The 20,792-nt window shown below is 63.5% G+C and carries 17 protein-coding genes; 9 read left to right on the forward strand and 8 right to left on the reverse strand.

The annotated features are described in order from the left end of the window. Window positions 1-181 precede the first annotated feature (181 nt). From topA to plsY, 4 genes are all read right to left on the reverse strand, one after another. On the reverse strand, window positions 182-2,728 hold the full coding sequence (gene topA / locus B5X69_RS09025; RefSeq protein WP_079638381.1) for a type I DNA topoisomerase: 2,547 nt from the start codon (window positions 2,726-2,728) through the stop codon (window positions 182-184). Between the two features lie 98 nt (window positions 2,729-2,826). Continuing rightward, window positions 2,827-3,819: a hypothetical protein gene (locus B5X69_RS09030; RefSeq protein ID WP_079638382.1), complete on the reverse strand. Its 993-nt coding sequence runs from the start codon at window positions 3,817-3,819 to the stop codon at window positions 2,827-2,829. Between the two features lie 114 nt (window positions 3,820-3,933). After that, entirely contained in the window at window positions 3,934-5,469 is a 1,536-nt protein-coding gene (locus tag B5X69_RS09035) for a VWA domain-containing protein (RefSeq protein ID WP_245798680.1), read from the reverse strand. Window positions 5,470-5,833: 364 nt separating this feature from the next. Beyond that, entirely contained in the window at window positions 5,834-6,436 is a 603-nt protein-coding gene (gene plsY / locus B5X69_RS09040; RefSeq protein WP_079638383.1) for a glycerol-3-phosphate 1-O-acyltransferase PlsY, read from the reverse strand. A 131-nt stretch (window positions 6,437-6,567) separates the two neighbouring features. Between plsY and murI the strand changes: the two genes are divergently transcribed. Both murI and hemA read left to right on the forward strand, forming a co-directional pair. Further along, complete coding sequence (murI, locus tag B5X69_RS09045; protein WP_079638456.1) at window positions 6,568-7,374, forward strand: glutamate racemase; 807 nt, start codon at window positions 6,568-6,570, stop codon at window positions 7,372-7,374. Window positions 7,375-7,489: 115 nt separating this feature from the next. Then, window positions 7,490-8,710: a 5-aminolevulinate synthase gene (gene hemA / locus B5X69_RS09050; protein ID WP_079638384.1), complete on the forward strand. Its 1,221-nt coding sequence runs from the start codon at window positions 7,490-7,492 to the stop codon at window positions 8,708-8,710. 62 nt (window positions 8,711-8,772) lie between these two features. On the opposite strand, the gene B5X69_RS09055 is transcribed toward hemA, so the two are convergent. From B5X69_RS09055 to B5X69_RS09070, 4 genes are all read right to left on the reverse strand, one after another. Continuing rightward, the gene (locus tag B5X69_RS09055) at window positions 8,773-10,317 is read right to left on the reverse strand and encodes a DUF1570 domain-containing protein (protein ID WP_079638385.1); all 1,545 of its coding nucleotides are present in this window, start codon (window positions 10,315-10,317) and stop codon (window positions 8,773-8,775) included. 82 nt (window positions 10,318-10,399) lie between these two features. Then, the gene (locus tag B5X69_RS09060; protein ID WP_079638386.1) at window positions 10,400-10,996 is read right to left on the reverse strand and encodes a GNAT family N-acetyltransferase; all 597 of its coding nucleotides are present in this window, start codon (window positions 10,994-10,996) and stop codon (window positions 10,400-10,402) included. A 21-nt stretch (window positions 10,997-11,017) separates the two neighbouring features. Further along, a complete protein-coding gene (locus tag B5X69_RS09065; RefSeq protein ID WP_079638387.1) occupies window positions 11,018-11,473 on the reverse strand; it encodes a hypothetical protein in 456 nt (151 codons plus the stop codon). Window positions 11,474-11,523: 50 nt separating this feature from the next. Further along, window positions 11,524-12,513: a threonine ammonia-lyase gene (locus B5X69_RS09070; RefSeq protein WP_079638388.1), complete on the reverse strand. Its 990-nt coding sequence runs from the start codon at window positions 12,511-12,513 to the stop codon at window positions 11,524-11,526. Between the two features lie 67 nt (window positions 12,514-12,580). Between B5X69_RS09070 and B5X69_RS09075 the strand changes: the two genes are divergently transcribed. The 7 genes from B5X69_RS09075 to B5X69_RS09105 all read left to right on the forward strand — a co-directional run bounded on the left by B5X69_RS09075 (window position 12,581) and on the right by B5X69_RS09105 (window position 20,710). After that, window positions 12,581-13,789, forward strand: coding sequence for a saccharopine dehydrogenase family protein (locus B5X69_RS09075; protein WP_079638389.1), 1,209 nt, complete (start codon window positions 12,581-12,583; stop codon window positions 13,787-13,789). Window positions 13,790-13,874: 85 nt separating this feature from the next. Further along, window positions 13,875-14,225: a DMT family protein gene (locus B5X69_RS09080; RefSeq protein WP_079638390.1), complete on the forward strand. Its 351-nt coding sequence runs from the start codon at window positions 13,875-13,877 to the stop codon at window positions 14,223-14,225. A 15-nt stretch (window positions 14,226-14,240) separates the two neighbouring features. After that, complete coding sequence (locus B5X69_RS09085) at window positions 14,241-15,413, forward strand: carboxynorspermidine decarboxylase (RefSeq protein ID WP_079638391.1); 1,173 nt, start codon at window positions 14,241-14,243, stop codon at window positions 15,411-15,413. A gap of 154 nt (window positions 15,414-15,567) precedes the next feature. Beyond that, window positions 15,568-16,761: a type III PLP-dependent enzyme gene (locus B5X69_RS09090; RefSeq protein WP_079638392.1), complete on the forward strand. Its 1,194-nt coding sequence runs from the start codon at window positions 15,568-15,570 to the stop codon at window positions 16,759-16,761. Between the two features lie 66 nt (window positions 16,762-16,827). Further along, window positions 16,828-17,559 carry a trehalose-phosphatase gene (gene otsB / locus B5X69_RS09095; protein ID WP_079638393.1) on the forward strand — a complete coding sequence of 244 codons (732 nt, stop codon included), beginning with the start codon at window positions 16,828-16,830 and terminating at the stop codon, window positions 17,557-17,559. Continuing rightward, complete coding sequence (locus B5X69_RS09100) at window positions 17,544-19,337, forward strand: glycoside hydrolase family 15 protein (protein WP_176141554.1); 1,794 nt, start codon at window positions 17,544-17,546, stop codon at window positions 19,335-19,337. Before otsB ends, B5X69_RS09100 begins: the two co-directional genes overlap by 16 nt. Then, window positions 19,334-20,710, forward strand: a complete 1,377-nt coding sequence (locus B5X69_RS09105) for an alpha,alpha-trehalose-phosphate synthase (UDP-forming) (protein ID WP_079638458.1) — start codon at window positions 19,334-19,336, stop codon at window positions 20,708-20,710. The genes B5X69_RS09100 and B5X69_RS09105 overlap by 4 nt, the downstream gene beginning before the upstream one ends. Window positions 20,711-20,792 lie beyond the last annotated feature (82 nt).

Here is a 20,792-nt window from a genome sequence, read left to right on the forward strand (position 1 = left end):
GCGCGGGACAGGTCCGCGGCCAGTCATTGGGCGGCAAATGACCCGCCAAATGTCCGGGCGAGCAGAGCACTCACTTTGCCGATGCCGCTGGCGCCAAGCAGGAGCCCCGCGCGGCATCCTTCTCGGCCGCTTCGCATCTTCCGGGAGGGCGCGAAAATCGCCGTGGCGGCGCTTTACCCCGTCACTTTTCCTTCGCTGCCTTCTTCTTCGCTGGCGCCTTTTTCGCTGCGGCTTTCTTTTTCGGCGCCGCCTTCTTCCTGCCCTTCGCTGGCCCCTTGGCTGCGCGGGCATCGATCAGCGCGATCGCCTCCTCGGCCGTCAATGTTGCGGGGTCCGCCGTTTTCGGCAAGGTCGCGTTGGTCGTTCCATCGGTCACATAGGGACCAAAGCGCCCCTCCATCAGCTTCATCTCGCCCCCGCTCGTGGGGTGCGGGCCAAAGGTCTGGAGCGGCTGCGCCTTCACGCGCCCGCGGCCGCCACCATTGGCTGCATCGGCGATACGCGCAACGGCGGCGTTCATTCCGATTTCGAAGATTTCGGCTGTGCCGCTCAATTTTGCATATTTGCCATCGTGAAGCAGATAAGGACCATAGCGCCCGAGGCCCGCCAGGATCGTCTTTCCGCTCTCGGGGTGCGCCCCGACCTCGCGCGGCAGACTGAGAAGCCGCAGCGCATAATCGAGGTCGAAATCGTCGGCCGGAATATCCTTCGGGATCGACGAGCGCTTTGCCTCCTTGCCCTCCCCGAGCTGGATATAGGGGCCGAAGCGTCCGCTCCGTCTTGTCACCTCGAGTCCGGTTTCAGGATCCGTGCCGAGCGTTTCAGGGCCGCTGTCGCCGCCATTCTCGCTCCCGCCCGGCTGCGCAAATTTGCGGGTATATTTGCAGTCGGGGTAATTGCTGCACGCGATGAAGGGCCCGAAGCGTCCGCCGCGCAGCGCGAGGCGTCCGCTGCCGCAATTGGGGCAAAGGCGCGGGTCGCTGCCATCACCCTTGTCTGGAAAGAGATAGGGACCGAGAAACTCGTCTAGCGCCGCGGTGATCTCCGACGGCTTCTGATCCATCACTTCGCCTGTGCGCGGCTTGAAGTCGCGCCAGAAGCGGTCGAGCACCGCTTGCCACTGCGCGCGTCCTCCCGAGACGTCGTCAAGCTCTTCCTCAAGCTCCGCGGTGAAATCATAGCCGACATAGCGGGTGAAGAATCGTTCGAGAAACGCCGTCAGCAGCCGTCCGCTCTCCTCGGGAATGAAACGGTTCTTCTCGACCGTCACATAGGCCCGGTCCTTGAGGACCTGGAGGATCGAGGCATAGGTCGAGGGACGCCCGATGCCGAGCTCCTCCATCTTCTTGACGAGGCTCGCCTCCGAATAGCGGGGCGGCGGCTGCGTCTCGTGGCTCTCGACCTCGACCCCCGTCTTGGCAGGCGCGTCGCCCCTTGTCATCGCAGGGAGCAAGCGCGCGTCGTCCTCGTCGCTATGGTCGTCGCGGCCTTCGTCGTAAAGCGCGAGAAAGCCCGGAAATTTGACCACTTGCCCGGTCGCGCGCAGCATCGTCTTGCCGGTGCCGTCGGATAGATCAACGCTCGTGCGTTCAAGCCGCGCCGAAGCCATCTGGCTTGCGAGCGCGCGCTTCCAGATGAGTTCATAAAGGCGCGCATGGTCGCCGCTGCCGGCCTTGTCCTTGGCAAAGTCGGTCGGACGGATCGCCTCGTGGGCCTCCTGCGCATTCTTCGCCTTGGTCTGATACTGGCGCGGCTTGTCGGGGACATAGCCGCCGTCGTAGCGGTCGGCGATCGCGCGCCGCGCAGCGCTGATCGCGCTCGTGTCCATCTGAACCCCGTCGGTTCGCATGTAAGTGATCGCGCCATCCTCGTAGAGATTCTGCGCGATCCGCATCGTATGGCTCGCCGAAAAGCCGAGTTTGCGCGCCGCCTCCTGCTGGAGAGTGGAGGTGGTGAAGGGTGGCGGCGGGTTGCGGGTCAGCGGTTTGGTCTCGACCGCATCGACGGTAAAATGGCCCGCCTTCACATCGGCTTCGGCAGCGCGCGCGTCGGCTTCGGTCCCGATCGAGAGCCGCTCGATCTTCTCGCCGCGCCAGCGCGCGAGGCGCGCCTTGAAGGACGTGCCGTCCATTTCAAAGAGACCGGCGACCGACCAATATTGCTGCGCGACAAAAGCCTCGATCTCGCGTTCGCGTTCGACAACCAGCCGCAGCGCGACCGACTGGACACGCCCCGCCGACTTCGCACCGGGCAGCTTGCGCCAAAGCACGGGCGACAGGGTGAAGCCGACGAGATAATCGAGCGCGCGGCGCGCGCGATAGGCATCGATCAGATCGTCGTCGAGCCCGCGCGGATGCGCCATCGCGTCGGTTACCGCCTGCTTGGTGATCGCGTTGAAGGTGACGCGGTCGACGGCGGCCGGCAGCGCCTTTTTCTGACGCAGCAGCTCTTGAACATGCCAGCTGATCGCCTCGCCCTCTCGATCGGGGTCGGTCGCAAGAATCAGGCGGTCGGCCCGCTTTGCGGCATCCGAAATCTCCTTCAGCCGCTTTGCCTTGTCAGGGTAAAGCTGCCACTGCATGGCGAAGCCGTCATCGGGGTCGACCGAACCGTCCTTGGGCGGCAGATCGCGCACGTGGCCATAGGAGGCCAGCACCTTAAAATCGCGCCCCAGATACTTCTCGATCGTCTTCGCCTTCGCAGGCGACTCCACAATCACCAATTGCATGGAAAATTCGTTCCCCGAAAACCTTACGTACGTACGCGCGAGGGTGGCGGGCGCTCCCGTCCTCCGTCAAGCGGATTTAGAAAGCGCCCGCGCCGGGGTCAACGCAGCGCGCTCAATCGGCCGAGCAGCATCTCGCTTGCGAGGCTCGCGGCTTTCGCCGCCCCCTCCTCATAGTTGCCGGGTTTGGCCGTGAAGGCGAACTTGCGCGTCTTTCCGAAGCGCAGGCCGCCGAAGCCCATCACCGCGGCGACGCCGCCCGCGACGTTCGCTCCTGATTGCAGCGCCTTGTCGGTCCCGCTCGTCGCATCGCTCTTTTCGATGAACTCGCCCTCGACCGCGACCGGGGCCTTGACGGTGATCACCGCCTGCTTGCCGCTCGGGGCGATCAGGGTCATTCGCGAATAATCGGCGCTTACCGACAGCGCGCTGTTCACCTGCAGCCCGCCGAAGCTGAAGGCGCCCGGGCGTTTCTGCTGCGAAAAGTCGATGAGGTAGACAATGTCGATGACCCCGACCCCGGCCTCCCTTGCATAGCTTGAAAGCGCCATGCTCGCTTGGCCCGCGGACATGTTGATCCCCATGCTGCTCATTCCCGATCCCATGAAATCTCCCGGGATCATCAGCAGTGAGGGTAGCGCCGAGGGCTTGAAATAGGTGGCTTTGCCCTTGCTCCCCTTCTCGAGAGCAATATTGATATCGAGCGGCACCTCCTGCGACCTGGTCTTGGCGAGGGCGGCGTGACCGAACAGATGGCCCGCGGGATGGACTTCATATCCCCCCGCCGTCAGCTGGTTCACGAAGTCGGTATAGGCGGCATCGGTCACCGCCTGCATCATCTCGGGTGTGACGCCCACGAGTTCGCTCTTCGCCTTCGTGGTGCCTCCCAGCGCCCCCATCAAACCGCCGCTGGCCGCAGTGCGGTCGATCGATTCGAAGATGAAACCGACATTGAAAGCGCCGATGGTAACGGCGGTGACGCCCTTCGCATTGGCGGCCCCCGATATCTTGACGGGTTCCTGGTCCTTCGCGACGGCGGCAACGGGTTGGGCCAGCAACGCCGCGATCGCGGCTGCCGACAGCAATGCCTTCATGACTATTACCCTCCGACCCCTCCCCCCGCCAGTCGACCCCACCGACCGAAGAGAAAGGCTAATCGAAGCAACCCACGGCCTGCGCATCGGGCAGATGCAAAGGCAAGTCAATCCTTACTGATTGTCCCAGCGAAAGCCCGCGGGCAGGATGCACTTGCCGGCGTCATACTGGCCGACACGCCGGATAACTTCCTGATCCTCAGGCTCGATCCGCCGACCGCTGATCTGGCTGTCGATGACGCGGCGAACCAAGGCGTCGAGGCGGGTGACGAGGTAGCAATCGATGGCGGGCGCGGCGTGCGGATTGCCGACGCCGCTGTCGTCGGTGAGGAAGAGATAGCGCGACTGGGTCACGGCCGCCATCGCGCGCATGGCATATTCGGCCTCGTCGGCAACGCCCGAGGCTGCAACGGGCGTGATGTGGATACGCTTCGCGCGTGCCGCCTCCGCCGCGGCCCAGGTCCGGGCGAAGCGATCGTCATGCGGCGGGGCATCAGCGACGAGGAGAAGCGACTTTACGGCATCTGGCCGCCAATTCTGTCCCACCGCCCGGATCAGGGCTTGATCCATAGCCTCCGGATAATCGCCGCCGCCGCTGGCATATTGCTGGGCGAGCACGCCCTGCGCGCGTCCGATGCCACGATCGAAGGCAATCGTCCGCGTCACATAGTCATCGCCAAGATCGCGGTAGAAGACAAAGCCGATGCGGATATCGAGATCGCGGTGTTTTGCCGTTATTGCAGCGATGATCGATCGGAGCTCGGCCTGCAGATAGGCGATCTCGTCTCCCATGCTCCCTGTCGTATCGATAACCAGCATCAGGTCGAGCTTCGTCGCGCCCGCCGCCATCTGGTTGGCGGTCAGCCCGACGAGCTGCCCGCCGGGAGCATCTGACACAAAGACGGGCCGCGCCTCTGCGATCGTCCGTCCTCCCCGCCGCGCGGACACGGTAATCCTCTCGCTCAGCCGGTCGAGCCCCGGGAAGAAGACGGCACTCCCATCGGTGTGCGTTGCAAGCGAAAGGCTGTTGCCATCGCTGCATGTCACGGTCACTTCGGCAAAGGGGATCGGCTGACCATTGCGGTCGCTCACCTTCACCGTCACCGCCCGCATCGTGTCGACGCGCGGCAGCGCGCGAATTTTCTGGCCGAGATTGCTGCGGTTGACATAAGCGGCATAGAGCTCGGGGTTGAGCAGATCATCATGCTCGCCGGCGGTGAGAATGCCGGATTGCGGTTGCGGCTGAGGCCGCGGGTGCGGCCAGGGGCGCACAATCGCACGGGCGGCCTCGGAAGAGCCGCCAGACGATGCCGCATCAAAAGGCGCTGGCGCCGCCATCGCGGGCTCTTCAGCGACGGGCGCTCCTGTGACGATGACGTCTCGGCCCGGCGCTGCGGACGCGGTGGGCGCGGGCGGAGCGGGCGGCGGCGGCGGCGGCACCGCGTCATAGCTCGGACTGCGGCCGGGCTCGCCCGCAGGTCCCTGACGCTGTGACGCTTCAGGCCCGAGCCTCGGCAGAGGGTCAGCGGTGCGGCAAAAGCCCTCCCGCTGCCCCGCGGGCTGCGCCTTCGCGGTGAATGGGGCAAGCGGCGCTGGAACAGCTGCAACGAGCGCGGCCATCATAACCCCCGTCAGAAACCGGCTTCGCATCGACCATCTCCCCGCATGTGATATAATATCATCAGCCTGAAGTTCGGCCGCTGAACCGTGGCTGAACCGCGACCAAGGGGATGATTGACGAGGCGAAAACGCAAGGCGTCACACCCAGGAAAGATTGGCCAGCGCGCCGCTCGTTACTGCGGCGCCCATTCGTCCATGACCCGAAAGCCGCACCTCACCGCGATGAAAAGGCTCTTCCTTGGCCGCCTTCGGGATGCCGCGCGGCGCGCGCGCTGAGCGCCTCGCCGAACTCAATTCCGGATCCGGGCCGGAAGCAGCTTGCGCCTATTTTGCAATGCTCCGCTTACCTTCGGTGTATCGACAGGGTGATCCCGCACCGGCTACCAGGCCGACGTCACGCGGCGCCCCTTTTCCTGCCGACGCGCGGCTCGGTTCCGGCGCGCAGCCTCGCAATATTCTCGCGGTGACGCCACAAAAGGATGATGGCGAGCCCGGCGAGCCCCACCGCATAGACGGCAAAGCCGAACGCCAGCGCGGCAACAGGCGCCGATACGGCGCCCACCATGCCGCCAAGCGATGAAATGCGGGTCACGAGCACCGTCCCGAGCCAGATGATCATGAAAACCGCGCCGATCGGCCAGGCGAGCGCAAGCGCGAGGCCGAGCATTGTCGCAACGCCCTTGCCGCCGCGAAAGTTGAGCCAGACGGGATAGCAATGCCCGATCACCGCCGCTGCGCCCGCAATCATTGCGCCGTGATCGCCAAGTTCCGGCAGCCAGTACCGCGCAAGCAGCACCGCGACCGCCCCTTTTGCCGCGTCGAGGAGCAGCGTCGCCGCCGCGAGACTCTTGCGCCCGGTGCGCAGAACATTCGTCGCGCCGATATTCCCGGAGCCGATCTGCCGCAGGTCGCCCGCCCCGAAGGCACGTGTCAGAAGAACGCCAAAGGGGATAGAGCCGAGCAGATAGCCTGCAGCGATCAGCAAAAATATCGTCATCCCTCTTCCCCTGCTCGCGATGCGCGCCAATGTGGCGATACTGGGCGGCGCAATCAACGGGTTCGATCGAGGGGGCGCTGAATTCGACCAACCGATTGAGCCGCGGCAGCACCCCTGCTAGGCGGATCGCCATGCACGCCCCTTCCCCCGACGCCCCGATCCTCTTCTTCGACAGCGGCCTCGGCGGGCTCACCGTGCTCGGGCCGACGCGCGCGCTGCTCCCGACCGCGCCCATCGTCTATGCCGCCGACTATGCCGGGCTCCCCTATGGCAAGAAAAGCGACGAGGAACTCGCCGCTCGCGTCCCGGCGCTGCTTGGGCGGCTGGTCGAGCGCTATCAGCCTCGGCTCGCGGTAATTGCCTGTAACACCGCCTCGACCATCGCCCTTCCCCATGTCCGTGCCGCACTCGATCTGCCCATTGTGGGCACGGTGCCCGCAATCAAGCCTGCGGCAGAAATGACGACAAGCGGCGTGATCGGTGTCCTTGGCACCGAGGCTACGGTGCGCCAGCCCTATGTCGACGATCTGAGCGCTCGCTTTGCGGCCGGAAAGACGGTGCTGCGTCATGGAAGCCCCGGCCTTGTCACCGCCGCCGAGGCAAAGCTTCACGGACTCCCCGTCGATCTCGGCGCCGTTCGCGATGCTATTGCGGGGCTCCGCGACCAGCCAGGCGGGGATGCGATCGACGTCATCGTCCTTGCCTGCACGCATTTCCCGTTGCTGCGAGACGAATTGCAAGCGCTTGCCGGACCCGGCGTTGCGCTCATAGACGGCGCTGCGGGCATTGCACGGCGTATCGCCTCGCTTACCCAAGGCCAGCGCTGGCCTGCCGAGGCGCGGCCCGGGACGGCCGCTTTCACTCACAGCAACGCCTCACCGCCGCCATCGCGGAGCGCACTCGCGCCCTATGGCATCGGGCATATTGAGACAATTTGACCCATGCATTGCGAATCGTTCGCACTGGATTCAGGCGGATTTTGGGGTTATCGCCCCGCCAAACACCGTCGCCGGAGGGGGCGGCGCGCGCCGACCAACCCGCGGGGTTATAAAAGTGAACTACGACGACATTTTCGCTCGGGCCATCGACCGCCTTCACGAGGAAGGGCGCTACCGCGTCTTCATCGACATCTTGCGCAACAAGGGCGCCTTTCCCAACGCGCGCTGCTTTGCCGGACACAATGGGCCCAAGCCGATCACCGTCTGGTGCTCGAACGACTATCTCTCGATGGGCCAGCACCCCAAAGTCGTCGCCGCGATGGAAGAGGCTCTGCACGACGTCGGCGCGGGCGCTGGCGGCACGCGCAACATCGCGGGCAACACCCATTATCACATCGATCTTGAAGCCGAGCTTGCCGATCTTCACGGCAAGGAGGGCGCGTTGCTCTTCACCTCGGGTTATATTTCGAACGAAGCGACGCTCGGCACGCTCGGCAAGCTGTTGCCGAACTGCATCATCTATTCGGACGAGCTCAACCACGCCTCGATGATCGCAGGCATCCGCAATTCGGGCTGCGAGAAGCGCGTGTGGCGTCACAATGACCTTGCTCATCTGGAGGAATTGCTTGCCGCCGACGATCCGCAGGCGGCCAAGGTCATCGCCTTCGAGAGCGTCTATTCGATGGACGGCGACATCGCTCCCATCCACGCCATCTGCGACCTTGCAGAGAAATATAACGCCCTGACCTATTGCGATGAGGTTCACGCGGTCGGCATGTACGGCCCGCGCGGAGGCGGCATCACCGATCGTGACGAGGCTGCGCACCGCGTCGACATCATCGAGGGAACGCTGGGCAAGGCCTTTGGCGTGATGGGCGGCTATATCGCGGCCGACAGGAATATCATCGACGTCATCCGCAGCTACGCGCCAGGCTTCATTTTCACCACCAGCCTGTCGCCGGTTCTCGTCGCGGGCGTGCTTGCAAGCGTGCGCCACCTCAAGCAATCGAGCGTCGAGCGCGACGCGCAGCAGGCAGCGGCGGCCTTCCTCAAGCAGAGCTTTCGCGATGCAGGGCTGCCCGTGATGAATTCGACCACGCACATCGTCCCGCTGATGGTCGGCGACCCTGTGCGCGCGAAAAAGATCAGCGACATCCTCCTCGCCGAATATGGCGTCTATGTGCAGCCGATCAATTTTCCGACCGTTCCGCGCGGCACCGAACGCCTGCGCTTCACGCCGGGACCCACGCATGACGAAGCCATGATGCGCGACCTTACAGCCGCGCTAGTCGAGATCTGGGACCGGCTCGACCTCGAACTTCAAAAAGCAGCTTAAGCGCTGGCCCTTGGGCGATCCGGGCGCCACCCTGGTGCACGGATCACCGCCCTCGCCGCCGCTCATTCTGCGTCTTCGGCCTCCTCCTCTTGGCCTGCCGCGTCCATTGCCTTTAGTATATCATCGGCCGCTGCCTTCGCCTCGAACAGCGCGGCGATTTTCGACAGCCTCTCATTGCGGGCCGCGTGCGGGTTGAAGATGACGGGGGCGAGCACCTTCTGCGCCAGCGCAAGATCCTTTTCGATCACCAACTGGCGTCCCACCCGCATGCGGATCTCCGAGGACTGGGGAACCAGTTCGATCGCGCGCAGAATCGCGGTGACCGCGTCCTTGCGCGGCGCCTCCCCTGCCTGCGTGAAACTATCATAGTAGAGAACGAGCGGCAGCGCGAAATCGGGGTCGGCATGGTTTGCCTTGATGAACCAGGATCGCGCCGCGGCCCAATCCTTCGCCTCCTTGCTTTCGGCCGCGCGGCGAGCAAGGACACGCCCTTTGTAGATCATCGCCGGCACCATCTTGGGGTCGAGCGCAAGCGCGCGATCGGCCGCTGCCTCGGCTTCGGCGTCATTTTTGGCATCGAACTCGATCTCGGCCATGGTGCGCTGCACGAAGGCGTCATTCGGATAGAGGGCTGCCACCGGGCGGGCTTCGGCCACCAGGGCCGCCGCCATCTGCTCGGTCACACCGCGCGCTGAGCGAATGCGATAGGGCATGATCGCCGCCGCGCCGGGGGAAAGCTCGGTTATTCCGATTTTGCCCGTGCTGAGCTTGTCGGCAGCAATGGTGAACACCTTCATCCCGCGCGTGCGGCGATAGCGTTCAAGGTCCTGATCAAGCTTGCCCAAGTCTCCGAAAGCCGCTTTTGCAGCCTCGGCCCATGGCTCGCCCTTGTTGATCCGCGCTACATATTGGACCAATTGGCCATCGCGTTCGCCGCCGAGCAAAAGATAATGGGTCATCAGCCACCCGGACGCGTAAAGCTGGCTTTCGTCGAATACCGAAAGCTTCTTCGTGTCGGAGGCCAGCAATTCCGACGCCCGCATGCGGCTGAACGCGGTCAAGGCGTAGGAGCGGTCCTCGTTCGGCATGCCGATGGTGATGCTGCCGTCCCGGTTGAGACGGCTCACCATGAAGAATTCGGCCATCCCTTCGGAGAGCCAGCGCGGATAATATTCGGTCGCGCTCGTCAACAGCAGGTGATGGGCATATTCATGAAACATCACGGCTTGCGCAGAGAGATTGTCGCTCGACATGTCGGCGGGCATGAAGGCACGCGATCCTTCATAGGAGGGAATATAAAATCCCGCGGCCGTCGAGCCGCTACGGCCACCGGTATGAAGCCTGCGCAGATCGCTGAGGCTCGGCAGCAGGTAGACGCTGACGCGGTTCCGGCTCGAAGCACCCGTTTCGGGCTGGCCGGTAATGAGGCGCAGGGCGCTATCATAATGTTCAAGACGCTCCGCATATTCGCGCAGCGTGCCGGCGCTGAGGTCGCCGTAAACGAGGAAATGCGCGCTGCTTGCCACGCGCCATTCCGCCTGTGCCGGCGCCGCCATAGAAAGTGGCAGAGCCAGCATGAAGAGATAGAAAAGACGATGTAGACGCATGATTTCCCCCGGTAATAGCAGGGGGCCAGTCTAACGCGAGCGTCGGCGATTTCCATCCCTGATCAAGCCCGGAGGGCATGAGTTACAGGCGCAGGGGCTCACGCGTCATCCCCCAGAAATGCGGGCCGCCGTCCTTCACGTCCCATTCGGCCACGGCGAAGAAACCGAGCCTCTCGTAGAGCGGGACATTCTCATGCGTCGCGGTTTCGAGCCAGCAAGGCAGCGCCTGCGCATCAGCGATCGCGGTCTGGGCCCGGATAATCCGCCCGCCGTGCCCCTTGCCCTGATCTGTGGGCCGGACGCCAACATAGTGGAGATACCAAAAATGCCCCCTTCGCCGGTTCGCAGCGATGCTCGCCTGAACCTTGAGCCCGCGCGGCAGGGCGGTACCGAAGGCGGAAAGGATCGGAAAAAGGGTGCGCAGGAACTCCATCGTACCGCCGTGCGCGTGCCCCGGTGCGCGCCACAATGCAGCCGCCTCGTCACCAGCGGCGCGCAGAACGACGCCGCAGCGGGCATCGGCAGGCACGAGCACCCGAAACAAAGCGCGCAAAGCCTTCGCGCGGTGATGGGGATCAGCTAATATCCACGATAGCGCCGGGTCGCTCTGAAACGCCTGCGCGAGCGTCTCGGCCACGGCCGGGTGCTCAGCGGGTGCGGCCGCTGCAACCTTGGTCATTCCCCCCTCCTTAGGACAGGATCAGTCGCGGCAATAACCCTCGCCTGCCTTGACGATCAGGCACTCCTTCTTGTCCGCAAGATATTTGAGCCCGGTATCCTCGCCACTGCCGCGATGGAGTGACAAGGCTTCGCCGCCACGCTCGAACTGGATGCCATGCTCGCTGTCGCGTCCGACATAGGTCCCCTTGGTGTCCAGATCGGACTGCATTTCGAGCGAATAGCGTTCGGTTTGCGTAGGCGTGATGGTGACATACATGCCCTCAACCCCAGTCCATTTGCCTGCCCAGCTTGCAAAACGATGCGGCGCGGTTGCCGGGTCGCTTTCACCAGCCTGCGTGGTTTCGTCGGAGGATGAATTGACGGGCACCTCGGTGGTCGTCGTCGGCGTGTCCGATGGCGCGGGCGCTTCCGCCTTTTCGCAGCCGGCGAGCAGCACCATCGCTACGCCCGCCGCAAGGATCATGCTCATTTTCATCGTGCCTCTCCTTCTCATCGTCAGAACGCGTGCGCGGGCATAAGTTTCCCCTATCCTGCGAGGATCTCGGCGTAGAGCTGCGGATCGACATTTCCGCCCGACAGGGTGACGAGCGTCGCGCGGCCAGGGGCCACCTTCCCGGCGAGCAGGGCCGCGAGCGCCGCCGCGCCGCCTGGCTCGACGACGAGATGGAGCTTCTCGAACGCGACGCGCATTGCACGGCGCACCTCCTCGCGCGAGACCGCGATCCCGCGCACGCCGCGCGCCTGGAGCACGGCAAAATTGATCGGCCACGTCTCGGGTGTCTGTAGCGCATCGCATTCGGTAGGATAGGATAGATCCTCCACCGAAAGAATTCTCCCCGCCTCGAGGCTCCGGGTGACGTCATCCCACCCCTCAGGCTCGACCGCGATGATTTCGGCATCGGGGCATGCGAGCGCGAGCCCGGCCGAAAGGCCCCCGCCGCCGCAGCAGGCGATGACCTTGTCGGGCCCCATGAGACCGCGCGCGGCAAGCTGGGCACGCGTCTCGATCCCTGCGCTCCCCTGTCCCTCGATGATCCAGGGATCGCCATAGGCGTGGACCAGCGTTCCGCCGCGCTCTTCGAGGAGCTTCGCCGCGACGGCATCGCGCGACTCCGCCACGCGATCATAAAGCACCACCTCGGCCCCGAGCGCCTTGGTCGCTTGAAGCTTCATGCGCGGCGCATTGCTGGGCATGACAATCGTCGCTCGAATCCCCAGTCTCCTCGCCGCCCACGCGACGCCCTGCGCGTGATTGCCGCTCGAGACGCCCACGACGCCGGCGGCTGCCTCTTTCTCCGTCAGGTCGGTCAAGCGATGCCACGCGCCGCGGATCTTGAAGGCGCCCACCGGCTGCAGGCACTCGGCCTTGCACCAGACGGTCGTGCCATCGATCTCGAGCGGCAGAAGCGGCGTCGCTGGAAGCAATGGAGCGACTTTCGCCGCCGCGCGTTCGATCCCGGCAAGGGATGGGGTGCGGGCCGGATCGCGCAGGGGATCGGGGCTTTGCTGTGTCATGGCTTCGTCCTATAGGGCAGCGCATACAAGGCAAGCCGCAACGCTTCGCGGACAGGAGATTTTCACGATGAGCAAGGTTCTGGTGATCGGCGCAGGCGGCGTCGGTTCGGTTGCGGTGCACAAGATGGCGATGAACGCCGACATCTTTCCCGACATCACGCTCGCGAGCCGCCGCAAGTTCAAGTGCGACGCGATTGCACAATCGGTGAAGGAGCGGACCGGGGTCACAATCAAGACGGCCGAGGTCGACGCCGACCATATCGACGCGACGGCGGCGCTGATCCGCTCAATCGGCGCGACGCATGTCGTCAACCTCGCGCTTCCTTACCAGGACCTCACTATCATGGAGGCGTGTCTGTCGACCGGCGCGCATTATCTTGATACCGCCAACTATGAGCCGCGCGACGAGGCGAAGTTCGAATATCATTGGCAATGGGCCTATCATGATCGGTTCAAGGACGCGGGGCTGATGGCTCTGTTGGGATCAGGCTTCGACCCCGGCGTGACCAGCGTCTTTGCAACCTGGCTGAAGAAGCATCATTTCGAGCGCATCGAAACGCTCGATATCCTCGACTGCAATGGCGGCGATCACGGCCAGCATTTCGCGACCAACTTCAACCCGGAGATCAACATTCGCGAAGTGACCGCGGTCGCGCGCCACTGGGAAGATGGCGCGTGGGTCGAAACCCCCGCCATGTCGGTAAAGCAATGCTTCGACTTTGAAGAAGTCGGACCGAAGAATATGTACCTTATGTATCATGAGGAGATCGAGAGCCTCAAAACCCACCTTCCCGAGATCAAGCGCATCCGCTTCTGGATGACGTTCGGCGACGCCTATATCCAGCACCTCACGGTTCTCCAGAACGTCGGCATGACGCGGATCGATCCGGTCGTTTACGAAGGCCGCGAGATCATCCCTCTGCAATTCCTCAAGGCCGTGCTCCCTGAACCTTCAAGCCTCGGCGAAACGACAAAGGGCAAAACCAACATCGGCGTGATCGCAACCGGTCTTGGCAAGGATGGCAAGGAAAAGACGCTATACCTCTACAACATCTGCGATCATGAGGACGCCTATGCCGAAACCGGCAACCAGGCGGTCAGCTATACAACGGGCGTGCCCGCGATGATCGGTACCGCGATGATGGTCACCGGCACGTGGAGCGGCAATGGCGTCTTCAACATGGAGCAGATGGATCCTGATCCTTTCATGGACATGCTGATGAAGCATGGTCTGCCGTGGCAGGTGAAGGAGCTCGACGCTCCGCTCGCCTTCTGAATGAGGCGCTCCGGCGAAGCCGGGGCGCTTATGATCATCAACAGCGCCAGCGATACCGCTTTTGCTGGCATGACGCGGGGGCATCATGACTGCGTATCTCGTGCCGATCGGCATGCTCTTCGTCTCCAACATCTTCATGACCTTCGCCTGGTATGGCCATCTCGGCGACCTCTCGCGGCCGATCTGGCTGGCGATCGTCATGGCGTGGGGGATCGCCTTCTTCGAATATTGTCTTGCCGTGCCGGCCAATCGCATCGGCCACGCCGTCTATTCGACTGCGGAATTGAAGACGATGCAGGAAGTGATTACCTTGCTCGTCTTCGCAGGCTTCGCGGTCTTCTGGCTGGGTGAGCGATTGACGGTCAATCACCTCGTCGGCTTCACCCTGATTGCCGCGGGAGCCTTCTTCATCTTCAAGGGGCCGCTTCCGGCCTGACAGGAACGCAAGTCCATGGAAACCCGTGCTGGCGACCCCGGAGCCTTCGCCCGCTTTGATCTGAGTCGCGTCCCCTCGCCCGCCTTTGTCGTCGACGCGGCCAAGGTTCGCGCCAATCTTTCCGTGCTGCGCGGGATCGCCGATGCGTCGGGTGCATGCGTGCTCGCGGCGCTCAAGGCCTTTTCGATGTGGTCGCTCGGGCCCACCGTCGCGCGCTATCTCGACGGTGTCTGCGCATCGGGACTTTATGAAGCGAAGCTCGGCCGCGAGGAGTATGGCGGGGAGGTCGCGACCTATTGCGCAGGCTATAAGGAAGCCGATCTGCCGGAGATCGCCGCGCTCTCAGATCACCTGATCTTCAATTCGCCGGGCCAGATCGCGCGCTTCCGCCCGCTCCTCGATACGCTTCGCGCGAAGGGCGAGACTTTCGACATTGGCCTGCGCATCAACCCGATGCACAGCGAAGGCGAAGTCTCAAAATATGACCCCGCAGCGCCCTGCAGCCGCCTTGGCTTTCCGATCACTCAATTGCTGCCAGAGCATATGGAGGGCGTCGATGGCGTCCATATGCATAGCCTGTGCGAGCAGGATTTCCCGCCGCTCGAGCGAACCTGGCGGGCAGTCCAGCCTATGCTCCGTCCCTTCTTCGGGCAGCTCAAATGGATCAATTTTGGCGGCGGACATCATGTGACACGTGCCGATTACCAGGTCGACGATCTGATCGCCTTCCTCAAGGAAGTGCGCGCCGCGACCGGCTGTGAGCTGATGATCGAGCCGGGCGAGGCCGTCGCGCTCGACGCCGGCATTCTCGTGGGTGAAATCCTCGATCTGTTCAGCAATGGCATGCCGATAGCGATCACCGATATCAGCGCAACCTGCCATATGCCCGACGTCATCGAGGCGCCCTATCGCCCGGCCATGCTGGCCGAGGAGGAGCGCGGCACCGCAACACGACTCGGCGGCCCCTCCTGTCTTGCGGGAGACGTAATCGGGGACTATCGCCTACCCGGCGGCGCTCGTGTCGGGCAGCGCTTTGCCTTCCTCGACCAGGCGCATTATTCGATGGTCAAGACGAACACATTCAATGGCGTTCCGCTGCCGTCGATCTGGCTATGGGATAGCGAAAGCGACGAAATCAGGGAGATTCGCCGTTTCGGCTATGAGGATTTCAAGTCCCGGCTGAGCTGAGGGGCGGCGGGGCGGCCGCGCGATTTTTGCGATGCAAAGGGTCTTTACAGCCCGCCCCCCCAACCATATATGCGCCCCTCGCTGCCCCAGGGGGACTTCCAATAACCGCAAGGCAGCCCTTGTCGTTTAACATATTTTTTGGGGGTCCCTTGAGTTGCACCAGCACCATAGCGCCCACGGGCTGATTCAGGCACTTTCGCCGGTCGAACCTGTTACGCTTGTCCGCCCGCATGCCGCGCGGCGCGCAGCGCGTTTCTTCATCGAGCGATTTCCCGGCACGACCATGTATGCGGTCAAGGCGAATCCCTCGCCCGACCTGCTGCGCGTGCTGTGGGATTCAGGCGTTACCCATTATGACGTTGCCTCCATCGCAGAGGTGCGGCTGGTGGCGCGCACCTTGCCCCATGCCACCCTCTGCTTCATGCACCCGGTCAAGGCCGAGGAAGCGATTGCAGAAGCCTATTGGAAGCACGGGGTGCGCACCTTTTCGCTCGACACGATGGACGAGCTTCAGAAGATCGTCCGCGCGACCGAAGGTGCCGCTGATCTCAATCTTCTGGTGCGGCTGCGGGTCTCCTCCGACCATTCGAAACTCAGCCTTGCCGCCAAGTTCGGCGCCGAACCCGACGAAGTGCCCGAATTGCTGATGGCAACCCGTCAGGCGGCCGACGCACTCGGCATCTGTTTCCACGTCGGCAGCCAGGCGATGACGCCGCACGCCTATGCGCAGGCGATGGAGCGGGTCCGCGCCGCGATCGTCGCAGCATCGGTGACCGTCGACATCGTCGATGTCGGCGGCGGTTTCCCCTCCTCCTATCCCGGCATGGAGCCCCCGCCGCTCGATGCTTATTTCGACACGATTCACCGTATCTTCGAAAGCCTGCCGATCAGCTACTCCGCCGAGCTGTGGTGCGAGCCGGGTCGCGCGCTGTCGGCCGAGTATAGCTCGCTCATCGTGCGCGTCGAAAAGCGCCGCGGCGAGGAGCTCTACATTAACGATGGTGCCTATGGCGCGCTTTTCGACGCCGCCCACGTCGGATGGCGCTTTCCCGTCACGCTGCTGGGCGACGCGAAAAGCGATGTCGAGTTGCTGCCGTTCAGCTTCTATGGTCCGACCTGTGACGATCTTGACCATATGGCGGGGCCCTTCTTTCTCCCGGGCGACGTCAAGGCGGGCGATTTCATCGAGATCGGGATGCTCGGCGCCTATGGCTGCGCGATGCGCACCAAGTTCAACGGCTTTGGCGCCGAAGCCATCCACGTCGTCAGCGACGAGCCGATGGCGAGCCTTTATACCGGCGAGGTCGAAGAGGAACGCCGCTCTGCAACAGTGACCAAGCTTTTCTAAGCGTCCGGAAGGCGAAATTCAGGGGCGGTTGACCGGGCGGGTCGGCGTCCCTAATTTTTTGCGGCAATGCACAAAGGCATCGACCTTCCACCACCCCCGCCCTTTGCCGGGCTCGCCGCTCACCATTCGCTTGCGCTCTTTCTCGATTTCGACGGCACACTCGTCGAAATCGCCGACACGCCCGACGGCATCCATGTGCCCGACGGCATGCCCGAACAGCTCACGGCCCTCAACCGCGCGCTCGATGGCCGCATAGCCATCGTTAGCGGCCGCGCAATTGCCGACATCCGGACCTATCTTGGCCCTGTCGGTCTGTTGATGGTCGGCTCACACGGAGCGGAGATGTGCGAGGCGGCGGACACATCCCCCATTTTGTCGGACGCAAGCCGTACCGCCCTTGCCGCGCTAACCGCCGCCTGGCCGCAACTTCTCGTCGAAATCAAGCCGCACGGTATCGCGGTGCATTATCGGCAGGAACCCGAAGCCGCTCCAGCCGTCTATACGGTCATGGATGAAATGGCAGCCCGCGAAGGCCTTGCCGCCCGGCGCGGCAAGATGGTGGTCGAACTGGGCCCGAAAAGTGCCAACAAGGGCGTTGCGGTAGCCCGGCTCATGGCCGGCCCGCCCTTTGCAGGCGCCATGCCGATCTTTATCGGCGACGACACGACGGACGAAGATGGCTTCAACGCGGTGACATCCGCAGGCGGGCACGGCATCCTCGTTGGCCCGCCGCGGCCGACCGCTGCCCATTATCGCCTCGCCGACCCGGAAATGGTGCATCAATGGCTCATCCTTTGAGCTCGCTAGCTCTATGGCCCGTCGGCAATTGCCAAGTCAGCGCGCTCGTTGACGGCGAGGCCGGCTTCGTTTGGGGCTGCGTTCCGCGCGTCGATGGCGACCCTGTCTTCTGCGCGCTTCTCGGAGGCGACCGGCAAGACGCCGGCGTCTGGCGGATCCGGCTCGCAGGGCAGGTCAAGGCGACCCCGCGCTATCGCCGCAACACGCCGATCCTCGTCACCCGGCTGGAGGCTGCGGACGGCAGCGCGGTCGACGTCATCGATTTCTGCCCGCGCTTCGAGCGGTCCGGGCGAATGTTCCGCCCTGTGGCCTTCGTTCGCATCGTCCGTCCGGTTTCGGGCAGCCCGCGCCTCGAGATGGAGCTGGTGCCAATGCGCGATTATGGCGCCGAGGTCGCACCAACAACGCGCGGCACCAACCATATCCGCTATTTGATCGGTCCCCAGCCGCTTCGGCTGACGACTGACGCGCCCGTCGGTTATCTCATGGAAGGCCGCTCCTTCCGCGTCGAGCAGGATCTGCATTTTTTTCTCGGTCCCGATGAGCCTTTTACCGGCAATGTGTCGCAGGCGCTCCGCGCCATGGAAGAGGCGACCGATCTCTACTGGCGAAGCTGGGTGCGCGGGCTCGCAACGCCGATGGACTGGCAGGACGCTGTCATCCGCGCTGCGATCACGCTCAAGCTTTGCCAGCATGGGGAAACAGGCGCAATCGTCGCTGCCCTCACCACCTCGATCCCCGAAGCACCCAATAGCGGGCGCAACTGGGACTATCGCTTCTGCTGGATCCGTGACGCCTATTATACCGTGCAGGCGCTCAATCGCCTCGGCGCACTTGACGTGCTTGAGAAATATCTCGCCTATCTGCGCAACATCGTCGACCGCGCCGCGGGCGGGCACATCCAGCCGCTCTATTCGGTAATGGGCGTGACCGAGCTCGACGAAAGTGTCGCCCATGACCTCGCCGGCTATCGCGGCATGGGACCGGTGCGCATCGGCAACGCCGCCTGGACGCAAATCCAGCACGACGCCTACGGTCAGATCGTACTGCCAACGGTGCAGGGCTTTTTTGACCAGCGCCTCTTTCGCCTCGCCGACGAGCGCGACTTCGAAAGCCTCGAGCGCGTCGGCGAGGTGGCGTGGAAGATGCACGACCAGCCCGACGCCGGCCTCTGGGAGTTTCGCACCCGACAGCTTGTCCACACCTATTCGGCGGTGATGAGCTGGGCGGCGTGCGACCGGCTTGCCAATGTGGCAACGCGGCTGGGGAAGCCCGAACGCGAAACCTTCTGGAACGATCGCGCCGCGAAGATTCGCGCGACAATCGAACGCGAAGCCTGGTGCGGGGCCGAGGGGCATTATGGCGCGGCCTTTGGCCATTCGCATCTGGACGCAAGCCTGCTCCAGATGGTCGAACTGCGCTTCATTCGCGCCGACGACCCGCGCTTTCAGGCGACCTTTGGCGCAGTCGAAAAGGCCCTGCGGCGCGGCCGGAACATGCTGCGCTATGACAGCGAAGATGATTTCGGGCAGCCCGAAACTGCCTTCAATGTCTGCACCTTCTGGCTGATCGAAGCGCTGCATCTGTGTGGGCGGTCGGACGAGGCGCGCGAACTGTTCGAAGCGATGCTCGCTCACCGGACGCCCTCGGGGCTCCTTTCGGAAGATATGGATTTCGAAAATGGCGAATTGTGGGGGAACTTCCCGCAGACCTATTCGCTGGTCGGCATCATCAATTGCGCAGGCTTGCTGTCGCGAAGCTGGGATACGGTGCGATGAGCCGGCTGATCGTTGTCTCCAACCGGGTGTCGGTCGACAAGGGGCGCGGCGCTGCGGGGGCGCAGGGCGGCCTCGCCGTCGCGATGAATGGCGCGCTGCGTCAGCATGGCGGGATCTGGTTCGGCTGGTCGGGCGAGGAAGTCGAGCATTTTACCGGCCAGCTTACCATGGCGCGCAGCAACGGCTTCACCACCGCAACGATCGACCTCGAACCCCAGGATGTCGAAGAATATTATAACGGCTACGCAAACCGGACGCTTTGGCCCCTCTTCCACTATCGCATCGATCTTGCCGAATATGAAAATGAATTCGGTATGGGCTACGAGCGGGTCAACGAGCGCTTTGCGAACAGCCTGATCCCGCTCGTTGAGCCTGATGATCTCGTGTGGGTGCAGGATTATCATTTCCTGCCTCTCGGCGAACGTCTGCGGGCGCATGGCCTCAAGAACCGCATCGGCCTTTTTCTCCATATTCCCTGGCCGCCGACCCGCCTTCTCGTTTCGCTTCCCTTTCACGAACGGCTGGTGAAGGCCATGCTCCATTACGACGTGATCGGCTTTCAATCGTTCGAATGGCTCGAGAGCTTCCTCCATTATTGCCGCAAGGAACTGAACGCCGGGGTCGATGAACAGAAGGGCACGGTAGAGCTCGGCGGCCGCACCGTCGTAGCGCGCGCCTTCCCCATCGGGATCGACCATAAGGAATTCATGGCGCTGGGCGAGACCGAGGTTGCACGGCGCGCGCAGGTGCGCCTCGTCGGCAGCGCGCGCAGCAGGACGGTCGTGATCGGCGTCGACCGGCTCGACTACAGCAAGGGTCTGCCCGAGCGCATCGACGCGATGGAGCGCCTGTTCGCCACCAAGGACGACATGGTAAACCGGTTGCTCTATATTCAAATCGCGCCCCCCTCGCGCGAGGATGTCCGCTCCTATCAGGAAATCCGGGCCACGCTCGAGCAGAAGACAGGTCAGTTTAATGGCGCCCATTCGGACGTCGATCTCGTTCCCATTCGGTACGTGAACCGCGGCTTTGGCCGCGCCGAACTTTTCGGCTTCTACCGGGCGGCCAAGATCGGGCTGGTGACGCCCATTCGGGACGGAATGAATCTCGTTGCCAAGGAATATGTCGCGGCGCAGGACCCCGAGGACCCTGGCGTTCTCATTCTTTCGCGCTTTGCAGGCGCAGCCGAGCAATTGACCGATGCGGTCCTCGTCAATCCGCTCAACCATGACGAAGTGACCCGCGCGCTTTGGACTGCGATCCATATGCCGCTCGAGGAGCGCAAGGCTCGCTGGAGGGCGCTCAACGCCGTCGTGCGCGATCGCGACGTCATCAGCTGGGCTGAGGATTTCATCGAAGCGCTGAAGGGCTGACCCACAGCCTTGCATTGTCGCGGCTGGGCCCTAGCATCCCCTGCACGCGGCCGACCACATGCGCCGCGATCGAAAGGGGGAA

It is taken from the genome of Sphingopyxis flava, from assembly GCF_900168005.1.
GTDB lineage: Bacteria > Pseudomonadota > Alphaproteobacteria > Sphingomonadales > Sphingomonadaceae > Sphingopyxis > Sphingopyxis flava.

Coding starts and splice junctions, on each gene's coding strand:
- topA (WP_079638381.1), bottom strand. CDS start 2,728: ATGCAATTGGTGATTGTGGAGTCGCCTGCGAAGGCGAAGACGATCGAG.
- B5X69_RS09030 (WP_079638382.1), bottom strand. CDS start 3,819: ATGAAGGCATTGCTGTCGGCAGCCGCGATCGCGGCGTTGCTGGCCCAA.
- B5X69_RS09035 (WP_245798680.1), bottom strand. CDS start 5,469: ATGCGAAGCCGGTTTCTGACGGGGGTTATGATGGCCGCGCTCGTTGCA.
- plsY (WP_079638383.1), bottom strand. CDS start 6,436: ATGACGATATTTTTGCTGATCGCTGCAGGCTATCTGCTCGGCTCTATC.
- murI (WP_079638456.1), top strand. CDS start 6,568: ATGCACGCCCCTTCCCCCGACGCCCCGATCCTCTTCTTCGACAGCGGC.
- B5X69_RS09055 (WP_079638385.1), bottom strand. CDS start 10,317: ATGCGTCTACATCGTCTTTTCTATCTCTTCATGCTGGCTCTGCCACTT.
- B5X69_RS09060 (WP_079638386.1), bottom strand. CDS start 10,996: ATGACCAAGGTTGCAGCGGCCGCACCCGCTGAGCACCCGGCCGTGGCC.
- B5X69_RS09065 (WP_079638387.1), bottom strand. CDS start 11,473: ATGAAAATGAGCATGATCCTTGCGGCGGGCGTAGCGATGGTGCTGCTC.
- B5X69_RS09070 (WP_079638388.1), bottom strand. CDS start 12,513: ATGACACAGCAAAGCCCCGATCCCCTGCGCGATCCGGCCCGCACCCCA.
- B5X69_RS09075 (WP_079638389.1), top strand. CDS start 12,581: ATGAGCAAGGTTCTGGTGATCGGCGCAGGCGGCGTCGGTTCGGTTGCG.
- B5X69_RS09080 (WP_079638390.1), top strand. CDS start 13,875: ATGACTGCGTATCTCGTGCCGATCGGCATGCTCTTCGTCTCCAACATC.
- B5X69_RS09085 (WP_079638391.1), top strand. CDS start 14,241: ATGGAAACCCGTGCTGGCGACCCCGGAGCCTTCGCCCGCTTTGATCTG.
- otsB (WP_079638393.1), top strand. CDS start 16,828: ATGCACAAAGGCATCGACCTTCCACCACCCCCGCCCTTTGCCGGGCTC.
- B5X69_RS09100 (WP_176141554.1), top strand. CDS start 17,544: ATGGCTCATCCTTTGAGCTCGCTAGCTCTATGGCCCGTCGGCAATTGC.
- B5X69_RS09105 (WP_079638458.1), top strand. CDS start 19,334: ATGAGCCGGCTGATCGTTGTCTCCAACCGGGTGTCGGTCGACAAGGGG.